The 15,147-nt window shown below is 46.5% G+C and carries 13 protein-coding genes; 3 read left to right on the top strand and 10 right to left on the bottom strand.

Annotation, left to right across the window (positions count from 1 at the left end):
* Positions 1-2 precede the first annotated feature (2 nt).
* The 4 genes from CHH53_RS02680 to CHH53_RS02665 form a co-directional block, all read right to left on the bottom strand.
* A complete protein-coding gene (locus tag CHH53_RS02680) occupies positions 3-1,292 on the bottom strand; it encodes a dihydrolipoamide acetyltransferase family protein (RefSeq protein WP_095214579.1) in 1,290 nt (429 codons plus the stop codon).
* 24 nt (positions 1,293-1,316) lie between these two features.
* Positions 1,317-2,294 carry an alpha-ketoacid dehydrogenase subunit beta gene (locus CHH53_RS02675; RefSeq protein ID WP_095214578.1) on the bottom strand — a complete coding sequence of 326 codons (978 nt, stop codon included), beginning with the start codon at positions 2,292-2,294 and terminating at the stop codon, positions 1,317-1,319.
* 3 nt (positions 2,295-2,297) lie between these two features.
* Positions 2,298-3,341, bottom strand: coding sequence for a pyruvate dehydrogenase (acetyl-transferring) E1 component subunit alpha (gene pdhA, locus CHH53_RS02670; protein WP_198946018.1), 1,044 nt, complete (start codon positions 3,339-3,341; stop codon positions 2,298-2,300).
* A 401-nt stretch (positions 3,342-3,742) separates the two neighbouring features.
* A complete protein-coding gene (locus CHH53_RS02665) occupies positions 3,743-4,396 on the bottom strand; it encodes a YkyA family protein (protein ID WP_158221462.1) in 654 nt (217 codons plus the stop codon).
* Positions 4,397-4,572: 176 nt separating this feature from the next.
* On the opposite strand from CHH53_RS02665, the gene def reads away from it, so the two are divergent.
* On the top strand, positions 4,573-5,127 hold the full coding sequence (def, locus tag CHH53_RS02660) for a peptide deformylase (RefSeq protein WP_095214575.1): 555 nt from the start codon (positions 4,573-4,575) through the stop codon (positions 5,125-5,127).
* A 32-nt stretch (positions 5,128-5,159) separates the two neighbouring features.
* Here def and CHH53_RS02655 read toward each other — a convergent pair whose 3' ends face one another.
* Complete coding sequence (locus tag CHH53_RS02655) at positions 5,160-5,933, bottom strand: Cof-type HAD-IIB family hydrolase (RefSeq protein WP_095214574.1); 774 nt, start codon at positions 5,931-5,933, stop codon at positions 5,160-5,162.
* Between the two features lie 463 nt (positions 5,934-6,396).
* On the opposite strand from CHH53_RS02655, the gene CHH53_RS02650 reads away from it, so the two are divergent.
* Both CHH53_RS02650 and rnjA read left to right on the top strand, forming a co-directional pair.
* A complete protein-coding gene (locus tag CHH53_RS02650) occupies positions 6,397-6,609 on the top strand; it encodes a DNA-dependent RNA polymerase subunit epsilon (RefSeq protein ID WP_095214573.1) in 213 nt (70 codons plus the stop codon).
* Positions 6,606-8,273: a ribonuclease J1 gene (gene rnjA, locus CHH53_RS02645; protein ID WP_095214572.1), complete on the top strand. Its 1,668-nt coding sequence runs from the start codon at positions 6,606-6,608 to the stop codon at positions 8,271-8,273. The genes CHH53_RS02650 and rnjA overlap by 4 nt, the downstream gene beginning before the upstream one ends.
* Positions 8,274-8,304: 31 nt before the next feature.
* Here the strand turns inward: rnjA and CHH53_RS02640 are convergent, their stop codons facing one another.
* From CHH53_RS02640 to CHH53_RS02620, 5 genes are all read right to left on the bottom strand, one after another.
* The gene (locus CHH53_RS02640; RefSeq protein WP_095214571.1) at positions 8,305-10,029 is read right to left on the bottom strand and encodes a pyruvate oxidase; all 1,725 of its coding nucleotides are present in this window, start codon (positions 10,027-10,029) and stop codon (positions 8,305-8,307) included.
* Between the two features lie 97 nt (positions 10,030-10,126).
* On the bottom strand, positions 10,127-10,789 hold the full coding sequence (locus CHH53_RS02635) for a potassium channel family protein (protein WP_095214570.1): 663 nt from the start codon (positions 10,787-10,789) through the stop codon (positions 10,127-10,129).
* Between the two features lie 60 nt (positions 10,790-10,849).
* Positions 10,850-11,863: a cytochrome d ubiquinol oxidase subunit II gene (locus CHH53_RS02630; RefSeq protein WP_095214569.1), complete on the bottom strand. Its 1,014-nt coding sequence runs from the start codon at positions 11,861-11,863 to the stop codon at positions 10,850-10,852.
* A complete protein-coding gene (locus CHH53_RS02625; RefSeq protein WP_233134792.1) occupies positions 11,860-13,215 on the bottom strand; it encodes a cytochrome ubiquinol oxidase subunit I in 1,356 nt (451 codons plus the stop codon). The genes CHH53_RS02630 and CHH53_RS02625 overlap by 4 nt, the downstream gene beginning before the upstream one ends.
* A 105-nt stretch (positions 13,216-13,320) precedes the next feature.
* Positions 13,321-15,141 carry an ABC transporter ATP-binding protein gene (locus CHH53_RS02620; protein WP_095214568.1) on the bottom strand — a complete coding sequence of 607 codons (1,821 nt, stop codon included), beginning with the start codon at positions 15,139-15,141 and terminating at the stop codon, positions 13,321-13,323.
* Positions 15,142-15,147 lie beyond the last annotated feature (6 nt).

Genomic DNA, 15,147 nt, shown 5'->3' with positions numbered 1-15,147 from the left:
TCTTATCCCTCCATCATGATTAGTTGTGGATCAGCCAATAGACGTTTCAAGTGGTTCATCGCTGTTTGAGCAGTCGCACCGTCAACGATTCTGTGGTCGAAGCTTAGAGAAAGTGCAAGTACTGGAGCTGCAACGATCTCACCATCTTTAACGACCGCTTTTTCAGCGATGCGCCCAACACCAAGGATAGCTGCTTCAGGGTAGTTGATTACCGGAGTGAACCACTGACCGCCTGCAGAACCGATGTTAGAGATAGTGCTGGAAGCACCTTTCATTTCGTTCGGAGCAAGTTTACCATCACGTGCTTTTACAGCAAGCTCGTTGATTTCCTGGGAAATAGCGAAGATGGATTTGCGATCCGCATTTTTTACAACTGGTACAAGAAGACCTTTTTCAGTATCTGCTGCGATACCGATGTTGTAATAGTGTTTTGTGACGATCTCATCTGTCGCATCATCGATGGAAGAGTTCAAGATCGGGAAGTTTTTCAATACAGAAACAAGCGCTTTGGCAACGTATGGAAGATACGTAAGCTTGATTTCTTTTTCAGCTGCGACAGCTTTGAATTTCTTGCGATGAGCAACAAGCTCAGTTACATCCACTTCATCCATCAATGTAACGTGAGGAGCTGTTGTTTTGGAAGTAACCATCGCTTTAGCGATCGCGCGACGGATACCGCTCATTTTCTCTCTGGATTCAGGGAATTCATCACCAGAAACAACCGGAGCAGATTTTTGTTCAGCAGCAGTTTCCTGAGCAGCTTCAGCTTGTGGAGCTTTAGCAGCGCCGCCGTTTTTGAAGCTGTCGATATCTTCAGCAAGCACGCGGCCGCCTTTGCCGGAACCGGAAACTTGTTTGATATCTACGCCTTGCTCGCGTGCATATTTACGTACGGAAGGCATCGCGATGACAAGATCGCCTGAAGGAGCTTCAGCTTTAGGGCCCTCTTCCTTGACTTTTTCAACAGTCTCATTGGACTCTGTCGCATTTGCTTGAACGGAAGTCTGTTCCTGTTCAGCTGGAGCCGGAGCATTTCCGCCTTCAGCTTCGCCACCTTCACCGTCGAATGTGATAAGTGTATCACCAACGACTGCGACTTCACCTTCAGCAACGGAAATCTTGCTTACTGTACCATCATAAGGAGATGGGATTTCAACTACTGCTTTATCGTTTTGGACTTCACAAAGCACGTCGTCCTCTGCTACTGTGTCGCCTTCTTTGACGAACCATTTTACGATTTCACCTTCGTGAATACCTTCACCGATATCCGGCATTTTGAATTCGAAAGCCAAAATAATTACCTCCTGATTTTGCTATTAGAAATTGATTACTTCGTTCGCTTTTTCTACGATGTCGTTATGGTTTGGAAGCCATACTTCTTCAGCTTGTGAGAAAGCAAAGACTGTATCCGGTGCAGTTACACGCATTACTGGAGCTTCAAGATGCAGGATAGCGCGCTCTTGGATCTCGGAAATCAAGTGAGCTGCGATACCAGCTTGACGCTGTGCTTCTTGTACAACTACCACACGGCCGGTTTTCTTGACAGAAGCAAGTACTGTATCAAGGTCGATCGGGCTCACTGTGCGCAAGTCGATCACTTCGGCAGATACGTTGTTTTTCTCAAGTTCTTCAGCTGCTTTCATGGAAGCCTGTACCATGGCACCGTAAGCGATGAGTGTCACATCAGTACCTTCCCGTTTTACAGCTGCTTTGCCGATTTCCACAGTGTATTCCTCTTCAGGTACCTCTTCACGGAAGGAACGGTAAAGTTTCATGTGCTCAAGGTAGATGACCGGATCGTTATCGCGGATCGCAGAGATCAAAAGACCTTTTGCATCATAAGGATTGGAAGGGATGACCACTTTAAGACCAGGCTGCTGTGCCATGAGGCCTTCAAGGGAATCCGCATGCAATTCAGGAGTGTGTACACCGCCGCCGAATGGCGCACGGATTGTTACAGGAGCACTTTGCGTGCCGCCGGAACGATAACGCAAACGAGCCAATTGTCCGCTGATTGCGTCCATTACTTCGTAAACGAAACCAAAGAATTGGATTTCCGGTACCGGACGGAAGCCTTCGATCGCAAGACCTACAGCCATACCGCCGATTGCAGACTCAGCAAGCGGTGTATCGAATACACGCTCTTCGCCGAATTCAGCTTGCAAACCTTCAGTCGCACGGAATACACCGCCGTTTTTACCAACGTCTTCCCCGAAGATCATAACGTTTTCGTCATTCTTCAGTTCCGTACGGAGAGCATCAGTGATTGCTTGGATCATTGTCATTTGTGCCATGACTTACTTCGACTCCTTTTCTTTGTACACTTCCAATTGTTCTTCAAGGTTAGAAGGAAGGACTTCGTACATATTGTTGATCAAGTCGGATACTTTCATTTTCGGATAGTTATCCGCCTCTTTGATCGCAGCTTTGATTTCTTCTTTCGCTTGCTCGATCACTTTGTTTTCTTCTTCTTCGGACCATAGGCCTTTAGCTTCCAAGTACTTGCGGAAACGAACCAATGGATCCTGTTTTTCCCACTCGGAATCCATATCTTCGGTACGGTAGCGAGTCGGGTCGTCACCAGCCATTGTGTGCGGGCCGTAACGGTAAGTAAGTGTTTCGATCAATGTCGGGCCTTCGCCGTTGATCGCGCGTTCGCGAGCTTCTTTCGTAGCTGCATAAACTGCAAGGACATCCATGCCATCAACCACGACGCCAGGGATACCTACTGCCACAGCTTTCTGAGCAAGTGTTTTCGCTTTTGTCTGTTTCTCGCGAGGTACAGAGATTGCGAATTGGTTATTCTGAACAATGAAGATAGCCGGTGCATCATATGCCCCTGCGAAGTTCATGCCTTCGTAGAAGTCACCTTGTGACGTACCGCCATCGCCAGTATAAGTAATCGCTACGGATTTTTTACCGCGGCGTTTCATGCCAAGTGCCACGCCAGCAGCTTGTGTATATTGTGCACCGATGATGATTTGCGGGCTCAATGCGTTGACACCTTCAGGGAATTGGTTTCCATGGAAGTGTCCACGGGAAAATAGGAATGCCTGATAAAGAGGAAGACCGTGCCAGATCAGCTGCGGTACATCACGATATCCAGGCAGGATGAAGTCTTCTTTCTCCAAAGCGAAGTGCGTACCAAGCTGGGAAGCTTCCTGACCTGCTGTTGGTGCGTAGAAACCTAGTCTACCTTGTCTATTCAATGCAATGGAACGCTGATCAAGGATGCGCGTATATACCATTCTGTGCATTAATTCCTTCAATTCTTCATCTGACAAATCCGGCAAAGCTTCTTCGTTTACGACTTCGCCATTTTCGTTAAGGATTTGAAACATTTCAAACTGTTCTTCAATACCTTCTAGCGTACGTTTCAAAGCTAGTCACCTATCCTTCCTAGAACTATATTTACTGTAATAGCCTTTCCAAAAACACAGGAAGTACCACAATAGTTTACTGTACTCGGTGCATCCCCTCGTTTAACCGGTTACAACAAAAGTACACAAAACTGTTACATAAATCATGATAACGAAAAGTGATACAATTCATGTCCTGTTATAGTTTAGCTTATCTTGCCGGAAAACGTCAACATCTTAGATTGGATATTGCTGATTATTTATGAAAACGGTATTAAGGAAATCTTCACAATTCTCGGTTTGACATCTGTACTACACAATATTTTAACACTGTATCAGTAAAATCTAAAACCCTTCTCTCATTCCGAGAAAAGGGTTTCAGTTCATCCATTTTCCACATTCAGGCCAGCAGCTTCATAAAACTGCTGTTTTTGTTCATTGAATGCTTCTGTATGCTTATTGAATTCTTCATTGGCTGCTTTGATATCATCATAACCCGCATTGATCTTTTCGATTTGGCTCGTCAATTCATCCTGGGTGATATCGTCTTGCTGGAACATTTCATATAAGGCGTTATCTTCATCCAAGGCTTTTGTATACGCGTCGTGGAGCCGATCATAGGCATTGTATCTGGCTTCCATTGTATCATAGAGTGTCTGTGCCTTTTCTTTGGCGCCGTCACTTTCCAGGTCATCGATGATGGAGTCGATCTTTTTGAATTCTGCTTCCGCTTCATCCAAGCTTTCTTTTTCCTTGGCAAGGGCATCCTTGCGCTGTCTGATCAAATCGATCGCTTCCTTTGATTTGCTCTTGATCTGATCCAGCTCATCCTCGCCATACTGCAGAATCTCATTGTATAGATCCTGTTCTTTCTTTTCCAGATCCGTCAGAGAATCCTGCTGTTCGACATATCCAGATTCAAGGGATATGGCCTCCTCCAAATGATTGTATACCTGTTCCTCCGGTGACGCATTGTTGCACGCAGTGAGTCCCACGGCGCTCCCCATCAGGAGCAGGCCTATTCCTAACTTGCGCAAAACGTATCCTCCTCTGCCATGTTTCCCACAGCTTCTATGTATTCCCCTACATTGTATAACAAACCCCAAAAACGTGAAAGTGCGATAAACAAATCTGCAGATTGATTCTGGTGTCATATAAACATTCTTGTGATACACTAAGGAACGGAAAAGTAACAGCGCAAGGAGTGATCAGCATGATTACCATGGATGATATCATCCGCGAAGGCAATCCGATTCTCGAACAAGTTGCAGAAGAAGTGGAATTGCCTGCATCGGAAGAAGATAAACAAACATTGAAAGAGATGCTCGAGTATTTGAAGAATAGTCAGGACGAGAAAATAGCGGCAAAATACGACCTGCGCCCTGGCGTTGGCCTGGCTGCACCGCAAATCGGCATATCCAAACGCATGATTGCGGTCTATTTCGAAGATCCGAACGGGACTTTTTATGAATATGGCCTTTTCAATCCTAAAATCGTCAGTCATTCTGTCGAAAATACGTATCTGATGAGCGGTGAGGGCTGCCTATCCGTTGATCGCGAAATACCTGGCTATGTACCAAGATATGCCCGCATCACAGTCAAGGCGGTCACATTGGAGGGCAAGGAGGTCAAATTACGGCTGAAAGGCTATGCTGCAGTCGTCTTCCAGCATGAAATCGACCACTTGAACGGAACGATGTTCTACGATCGCATCAACAAGGAGGATCCTTTCGCACAGCCGGATAATTCCAAACCGATAGAACTATAAAAATGCGCACTCGAGACGAGTGCGCATTTTATTTATATCAATCCAGCCTTCTTCAGACCAAGTGCAAGACCATCTTCATCCACATGGGCTGTCTGGATGTCGGCCAGCTCCTTCAATTCAGGCACGGCATTCCCCATTACAATCCCAGTGCCTGCGAATTCAATCATTTCCAAGTCATTCAATCCATCTCCGCACGCATAAGCTGCATGTACGGGAATGTCTGCAGCTTCCAGCAATTTCGTCACACCGATTTTTTTGGAGCCATCAGCAGGCAGGACGTCACAGGAAAGCGGATGCCACCGGATGAAACGGACATGCTCATGATGGTCGGAATAAGCTTGCTCCTCCTCTTCCTCACAAAATAGGAGTGATTGGTAGATCGGTTCGTGATGGAAGTAGTCCTTATCGATTTCCGGATATGTAAATCCCAGGGATGCCAGGCTGTCCCGGACAAAACTGTTGTCAGTCTCCGATGCCTTCATGATCGTATCTCCCATGAATACCATGGCATGCCCTTTTTCGGACGCTTCATCATACAGATGCAGCAAATGCTGCCTTTCAATCGGATTGCGATGGATCACTTCCCCTTCAAAGACGACATATTGACCGTTATAGCTGACAAAAGAAGTAATGTCGAGTTCCTTGCGGATATCCTCAAACATGAATGGTGCCCTTCCTGTCGCTATCGCCACGTAATGACCATTATCCTTTAACGCCTGGACGGCATCCTTTGTTGCCTGCGGTATTTCACCTTTTGTATTCAGGATCGTGCCATCGATATCCAGGAATACGATACTTTTCCCCATTGTACATCCTCCTCCTAGTCTTTCCTGCCCTTGCATCTTTCCTCTCCACTTCTTATAATCGAGTATAAGTTATGCAGGTTCGTCGAAAAATATCTTTACATGAATCCCAAGAGAAAACAACCATCCCTTCCTTTTATCGGCAGTTTTTTTGAAAGTATGCTGTGTTTTAGTTTTCATCTTAGCGTTTTCATACTATACTGTAGGTAAGAGGGATTGGACCGGTAAACGTTTTTTCTTGCTTTTCTGCGAAAACGAAAGGAGTTGCTTCGTGTGCTCAAGCGTTTGAAGGAAAAGTTAAAGAAACGGTGGAAAGATTTATTTGGCCAAAAACGACGAGTGCCTACTACGTGCGGACAAGATCTAACTGAATAGCAATACGCCAGCAATTCGGTTTCATACAGACTTGCTCCGTTCGTTATGGATATAAAAGTAATTGTCAACCATGAGAATAGGAGAGATAGATATGGTATTTAAAGTATTTTATCAGGAAAACCCTTCCGAAATTCCTGTACGCGAGCGCACCAAAAGCTTGTACATGGAAGCGGAAAACGTAAGACAGGTACGGAAAGCATTGGCAGAACGTGACATCAACATCGAGTTCATCCAGCCGCTCGATGAGGCACATCTTGCATATGAAAAACAATCTGAAGACTTCAAACTGGAGCAAGCGAAATGAAATTCGTAAAAAATGACCAGACAGCTGTTTTTGCCATTGGCGGACTCGGAGAAATCGGCAAAAACATGTATGGTGTCCAATTCCAGGATGAGATCATCATCATCGATGCAGGGATCAAATTCCCGGAGGACGAGCTTCTTGGTATCGATTATGTGATTCCTGATTTCACTTATATCGTGCAGAACCAGGACAAAGTCAAAGGCTTGTTCATCACACACGGTCACGAAGACCACATCGGCGGCGTACCTTACCTCTTGAAAGAAGTCAATATCCCGATTTATGCCGGAAAGCTCGCTATGGGTATGATCAAAAACAAACTGGATGAGCATGGCCTCTTGCGTAACGCCAAGCTCAATATTTACGGGGAAGATGACATCATCAAATTCAGAAAGACTTCCGTAAGCTTCTTCCGTACTACACACAGTATTCCGGAATCATTCGGTATCGTCGTCAAGACCCCTCCTGGCAATATCGTGCATACCGGTGACTTCAAATTCGATTTCACTCCAGTCGGACAGCCAGCTGACATAGCGAAAATGGCTGAAATCGGCAAAGAAGGCGTACTTTGCTTACTTTCCGACTCAACAAATAGTGAGGTACCAGGATTCACCATGTCTGAACGTGTTGTCGGTGAAAGTATCAGCGATATTTTCAGACGTGTCGACGGCCGCTTGATTTTCGCTACTTTCGCTTCCAATATCCACCGATTGCAGCAAGTAGTTGAATCAGCAGTGAAAACAGGCCGTAAAGTTGCCATTTTCGGCAGAAGCATGGAAACGAACATCAATTTGGGGATAGAACTTGGCTTCATCAATGCACCGAAGGATACATTCATCGATTCGCATCAGATCAACCGCCTGCCGGCGAATGAGGTTGTCATCCTATGTACCGGATCCCAGGGTGAACCAATGGCTGCCCTGTCCCGGATCGCTAATGGTACACACCGCCAGATTCAGATCCAGCCTGGTGACACAGTCGTGTTCTCGTCTTCCCCGATTCCAGGGAATACAGTCAGCGTAAGCCGTATCATCAACATGCTGTATCGTGCTGGAGCAGACGTCATTCATGGCGCCTTGAACAATATCCACACTTCCGGTCACGGCAGCCAGGAAGAACAGAAGCTCATGCTTCGCTTGATGAATCCGAAATACTTCATGCCGATTCACGGCGAATATCGCATGCTGGTCGAGCATATGAAACTTGGTAAGCTTTGCGGTATTGATGAGGAACAATCATTCATCATGGATAACGGTGATGTACTGGCATTGGGTAAGGATAGTGCTGCGATTGCCGGCAAGATCCCTTCCGGCTCCATCTATGTGGACGGCAGCGGTATCGGTGATATCGGGAATATCGTATTGCGCGACCGCCGCATCCTGTCCGAAGAAGGACTTGTCATCGTCGTCGTCAGCATCAATATGAAGGAATTCAGAATTGCTTCCGGCCCGGATATCATTTCCCGCGGCTTCGTCTATATGCGTGAGTCTGAAGACCTCATCAATGAAGCACAGAAGATTGTTTCGGCTCATTTGAATAAAGTAATGGAAAGAAAAACGACACAATGGTCCGAAATCAAAAATGAAATCACGGATACCATCGCGCCGTTCCTGTTCGAAAAAACAAAACGCCGTCCGATGGTGCTCCCGATCATCATGGAAGTATAAAATGAAGCCTGAGCATGCGCTCAGGCTTTTCTTATTTCAAGAGACGTTTGACAGACTCTTTCATATCCGGAAGCTCTATTTTACCAGTAGAGAAAAATTCCTTGATCAGATATTCTGTGTATTTCACTGCTTGCTGGTAGGATATCTTTCCTGGCAGCGGAGCCATATCCTCGATCACCACATCGATAATGGCTGGTTTATCAGAAAGGAACGCTTGCTTGATGCTCGTTTCCAGATCCTCGAACTTTTCAACACGATAGCCTTCACCGCCGCATGATTGACCGAATTGAGCGAAGTTCATTTCCCCCATATCGATACCATAGTTGGGGGTCCCGATTGTTGCTTGCTCGAATTTAATCAAACCAAGCTGACTATTATTCAGCACGATTACTTTCACTGGTAAATCGTACTTCACCGCTGTGACAAAATCCTGCATATTCATACTGAAACCACCATCCCCGCAAATGGCAATCGCCTGCTTTCCAGGATAGGCCAGCTTGGCCGCGATGGCACCAGGCAGCCCGCAGCCCATCGTTGCCAGACGTCCGGATACGACAAAGTCCTGCTGGGTCAAAGGCAGATATCTTGTCGTCCAAACCGTGACATTTCCTACATCGCAGGAAATGACGGCATCCTTATCCATATTGTTCTCCAGGGCATACATTATCTGCGGAGGCTGTATCGGTGATTCCTCCCTTTTCTTTTGTATTTGCAGCTGTGTATGCCATTCCCTCATCTTTTCTTGATACTTTTCGATATAAGATGTGTCCAGCTTCTCATCCGTCATTTGTATCAGTTCCTGGAGCAATTCCTTGCTATCCCCCGGTAATCCGGCTTCCACTGGATAGATACTTCCGATTGCGCTTGCCTTGATATCTATCTGGATTGCCGGCAAATCATCCGGCAGGAATGATCGATATGGAAAACTGGTTCCTACAAGCAGCAGCAAATCCGCTTCATTTATCGCTTCATAGGAAGGTGTTGTCCCGATCTGCCCATGCTGTCCCAGATTATAGCTGTGATGATCCGGGATGATACCCTTGCCAAGCAGACTGAGAATGATCGGGGATTTAATATGCTCCGCAAATGCCATCAGCTCCGTACGCGCATGCTTTGCTCCTTTACCAGCCAGGATGATCGGTTTTTTTGCCTGGTCGATCAATTTGACTGCTTCTTGAAGATCCTGCTTGGCAGGAGCAATTCGAGGTCTGGCATAGTTGGCTGAAGTCTTGCCAGGTTTCCCTGGATGCTTCTGGGCAAACAAATCATCCGATACGACCAAGACGCTTACCCCGGAATTGGCATATGCTTCCCGGATCGCTTGATTAAGAAGATCCGGCAGCTGCTCGAAGGATTCCGCCCTTTCATTGAAGGCAGCGACATCCTCGAACATCTGTTCAAGCTTCACTTCCTGGAAAGCTCCTGTACCTAGCTCGTTGCTCGGCACTTGTCCGACGATGGCCAGGACTGGCGCCTTGTCTTCCCGTGCATCATACAAACCATTCAGCAAATGGACCGCTCCCGGCCCTGCAATCGACAGACAGACCCCAAGTTTTCCGGTCAGCTTGGCATATGCAGCGGCTGCGAGTGCACCAGCCTCTTCATGGCGGACCTGGATGAACTTCAACTCATCCTCCTTCTTATGTAAGTCGCTGATGAACTCATTGACGGAATCACCGGGTATACCGTACACATGATCGACACTCCATTCAAGCAGCTGATCTGCCAATACTTCTCCCGTTCTTCTTTCGAACATGATATCATCTCCCGTTTCTGAATTATCCTCCTTTTGTATGTAACCTTTTTGATACATAAAAAAACCCAAACAGTCTGAATCTGTTTGGGTTAATGGTTCAATCCTCGGCAATGGCACGTTCAAAACGTGCCAAATCACGGTCTGCACCAATGACAATCAATATATCCTCTGCACCGAGTTCCTCATCCGGCGAAGGACTTACATTGATTTCATTTGCCTGCTTGATGGCTACGACGTTACAGCCATATGCTGCGCGGATATCAAGTTCTATGAGAGATCGGCCAGCCATTTTCCTTCCGGCCTGTACCTCCACGATACTATGTTCATCACTAAGTTCCAAGTAATCAAGGATGTTATTGCTGACAATTTTATGGGCAATCCGTCTTCCCATATCACGTTCGGGATGGACAATGTGATCTGCCCCTATCTTGCTCAGAACCTTTTCATGGTAATCATTTTGAGCTTTGACGGTTATTTTCTTGATGCCAAGCTCCTTCAGCATGAGTGTCGTCAGGATACTGGCTTGAATGTTTTCCCCGATGGCGACAATCACATGCTCGATATTCCGGATACCCAATTCTTTCAGTACCTGTTCATCCGTGGTATCGGCAATGACTGCATGGGAAGCGATATTGCGGAACTCATTCACTTTGTCTTCTTCAATATCGATTGCCAGTACATTATATCCTTCCCGGCTAAGTTCCATGCAAATACTCCCGCCGAAGCGGCCCAGTCCGATTACAGCAAATTCTCTCTTCATCTTACTTCCTCCACTATTTCATAAACTAATCCTAGTCTATCACAAAGAGTAAAGGTTGTATCACTTCTTTCCTTTTACATACTCCGCATCGAACAAGAACATCCGCATCACAAGGATCAAAGAAGGAATCAGCATGAGAAGACCACCGGCAAATGCAATCAGCAGCGCGATTCCCATCGCCGGCAATGTTGCATCTGCCGTTACCTGGATTTCATTGTACAGCAAGTAGGGCATATGGCCGATGCCATATCCCAATAGCGCAAAGAAAAACTGCAGCATGACACAAATGAACGACAGACCATAATTCCTTTCTCTATAGACCAGATAAATGCCGATCAGGAAGAACAGCACAGAAATCCCGAACAACCACCAGAGATCGAGCATGTTGTCATAATGCTCTGGATTCTGCCTGCTGATGAATATGAACGCTGTCAAGCTTGCAATGATTTGTGGAGCAGCCCAGAATAGCGCATAAGAACGAAGCAATTTGCGGGCAGGCTCATCACCGGCTTTATTCGCATAATACGTCAAAAAATGAGCGCTGATATATAGGACAGAGACAACAGCCAAAAATACAACCGCCCAAGAGAAAGGGTTGGTCAGCAATTCTTGATGGCGTAAATAAACGCTGCCATTTTCGTGGCGTATGAACCCTCCCTCGGATATCGTCAAACCAGTGGCGATCGCTGCGGGAATGAATAATCCGCTGGCTCCATACAGGAAGGTATATAATTTACTTTTCCTCGATCCATAATTCTCAAAGGCGTAAAAAGAACCCCGTATGCCAATCAATAATAAAATGATCGAACCCGGTATCAGCATCGCAGACCCGTAATAATACCCTGCATCCGGAAAGAAGAAGGCCAGACCGTAGAAGAAGAAGATGAAGAATACATTCGTGATCTCCCACACGGGTGATAGGTATCTGGCGATCAATCGATTTAGGATATGATCTTTTTTCGTCTGCATTGCATAATAAGCGAAAAAGCCTGCCCCGAAATCAATGGATGCGATAATCAAATACGCGAACAGGAAAAACCATAGTGCCGATAATCCCAGTATTTCGTAATTCATTTTTGATCACCTCCAAATAACGTATCGGGAAAACGCATTTCCCACTCTTTCTGGATCGGATTCTTTTTATAGAGTCTGACGAGCACAAGCGTCACGAATGTACCCAGCAGTACGTAGAGGACCAAAAACGCCGCAAATACATAATGGACATATGGGGAAGAGATGGCTCCTTCCGCAACACGCATATACCCCCGCAGAATCCAGGGCTGGCGTCCCACCTCTGCATAAATCCATCCAAATTCAATCGCCAGCATGGCAAGCGGTGCATTCACTACAATCGCCCTTAATAGCCACTTATTATATTGATCCCGTTTCTTCCAGAACATAAATACGATAAAAAGCATGCTGATCAATATCCCAAAAGCTCCGAAGCAAACCATTAAATCAAACATATAATGAATCCACAGCGGCGGTATGAGGTCTTCATCGACTTTATCCAGACCAGTGACCTCACTGTTGAAATCACCGAAAGATAAAAAGCTTAACAGCTTGGGCAGATGGATGGCACCCTGGATTTCGTTATCCTCCGTAAGCCTGCCGAACAGAATCAAATCCGCTCCTTTTTCGGTCTCGAAATGCCACTCCGCTGCCGCTAGTTTTTCCGGCTGATAGCTTGCCAAAAATTTAGCCGAAGCATCACCTGCAATCGCGGTGAAAATGGAAAAAATCAGCGTCATGATCATGGTAAGCTTCAACGCTTTCTTGTAATACGCATTGTTACCGTATTTCAGGATGAAAAATGCCGTGATGGCGGCAAGTATGGCTCCGGATGTCATATAGGAAGAAGTCAGTACATGGAACACCTTTGAAGGCGTCGCGGGATTGAGCATCGCCATTATCGGTTCCACCGACGTGATGGTGCGCCCTTCCAAGGTAAAGCCTTGCGGTGTATTCATAAAGGCGTTTACAGTGGTGATGAAAACAGCACTCATCCCCCCGCCTATCACAACCGGAAGCGAAAGATACCAATGTGTATACCTGCCCTTGAATCGATCCCAGGTATAGATATAGGCCCCAAGAAAAATAGCTTCAAAGAAGAAGGCGAAGGTTTCCATGAATAACGGCAATCCGATTACATGGCCGGCAATCTGCATGAAGGTCGGCCACAATAAAAACAGCTGCAGACCGATCGCAGTTCCGGTGACAACGCCGACTGCAACGATGATGACATAGCCTCTTGTCCATCTCCTTGCCAGCAATACATATTTGGGATCCCGCTTGCGGATACCGACATATTCCGCAGCGCATATCAATAATGGAACTCCCGCACCTATTGTCGCAAAGATGATATGGAAAACGAGCGTCATAGAGGTGAGCATCCGCGCTAAAATTACACTATCATAAGCGAACAAAATGTATCCCTGCTTTCTGTAAAGATAATCGCTTCTCTTGTTATGCCCAAAGAAATGAAAACTACCCAAAACAAAGAGCGTATCTCCGGTGAGATACGCTCTTTGTCATTTTCCGTCAGACTGGAATTGAGTCTTTACCAGTTCGAAATACTTGCCTCTCCCATTCATCAACACCTCATGACTGCCCTGCTCCAAGATACGTCCATGTTCCAATACGATGATATTATCCGCTTCCCTGATCGTGGATAGGCGATGGGCAATCATGATGGCTGTGCGCCCTTTCAATAAGGTCTGCAATGCATGCTGAATTTTCAGCTCCGTTTCCGTATCGATGCTGGCAGTCGCTTCATCAAGGATGATGATCCGGGGATCAGCCAGCATGGTCCGGGCAAAGGACAGCAGCTGCCTCTCTCCTGCCGAGAGGATGTTTCCACGCTCCTCCACCTCTGTATCATAGCCATCTGCCAAACGGCGGATAAAATCATCCGCCCCGACAGCCCGTGCTGCCTCCATCACTTGTTCGTCCGTTGCTTCAGGATTGCCAAAGCGGATATTCTCCATGATGGTCCCTGAGAAAATGAATGTATCCTGCAAGACGACACTGATCTGCCGTCTGATATCTTCGAGTCTTACATCACGCAAATCCTCTCCATCAATCCTCACACTGCCTGCAGTGGGGTCATAGAAACGGCTGATCAGATTGGCAATGGTCGATTTTCCCGAGCCCGTATGGCCGACAAGCGCGACCGTCTGTCCTGCCTTGATATGCAAATCGATTTCATGCAGCGCAATCCGATCCTTATCATAAGCGAACACAACCTCTTCAAAGCGGATATCACCTTCCATGTCCGGCAATGCCTTTGCATCCTCTCGAGTTTCCACATTCGGTTCTTCATCCAGGAACTCGAAGATACGCTCCGAGGAAGCCATCGCGACGAGCAGCTGATTATAAATCTGCCCCAATCGCGAAATCGGTTCCCAAAACATGCCCAAGAAGAAGGCGAAGGTAACGAATGTCCCGATCTCGATTTGATTCGTTAAAATCAAATGTGCACCATAGGCAATGAGAATGACTGTCCCGATTGCATTACTCATCTCTACGAACGGACCGAAATACGCACTCTTTTTGGTGGCGATCCGCTCACTTTCGAAGTTATCCCGATTCAACGCTTCGAAATAATCCGTGTTCTCCGGCTCCTGGGCGTAAGACTGCGTCACACGGATCCCCTGGATGGCTTCATTCAGATGTGAATTCATGCGGGATTTCTGCATCCTGACCTGCTGCCAGGAACGCCTGATGCTTTGCCGCAGCTTTGTGGAAATGAAGAACATGAGCGGCAGGATGACCAGTACTGCAATGGCCAATTTTGGACTTAAGAAGAACAATATCCCGATGATGCCGATCAGCATGATGGAATCAGTCAGCAGATTGATGATTCCATTCGTGAAAAGCTCCTGCAAGGAGTTGATATCATTAAGTATCCGTACAAGAATCGAACCAGCGGACCGCGTATCAAAAAAGCGATGCGACAGATGCTGGATATGACGGAAAAGCGTCTTCCGCAGATCATAAATAACATGCTGTCCAAGGACGTTGACCCATTTGATCCGCAGTATATTTGCCACATAGTTCAGCACATATAAAGCGCCGATCCCCGCTACCAAATAAATGAGGAATTGCGTGTCCCCGGATGCTATGGCCATATCAATCGCCACCTTACCGATCAAAATCGGTATGATCAGCCTGATGATCGTAGACAGCAGCATCGCAGCGATCGACCCCGGCAGCAGCTTCCTGCTGTAGGGCTTCATAAACCCGAGCAGCCTTCTGATTTGTCCCCAGTCGAACGGCTTTTCCATCACTTGGTCCTGGGAATAATGAAATCTATTCGTATGGCGTTGCTTTTTGTATTGCAGATTTTCCATGGGCTT

Source organism: Terribacillus sp. 7520-G, assembly GCF_002271665.1.
Classification (GTDB): domain Bacteria; phylum Bacillota; class Bacilli; order Bacillales; family Amphibacillaceae; genus Terribacillus.
Note: the sequence above shows the minus strand (reverse complement) of the source record. Positions and strands in the feature narration are given on the sequence as shown.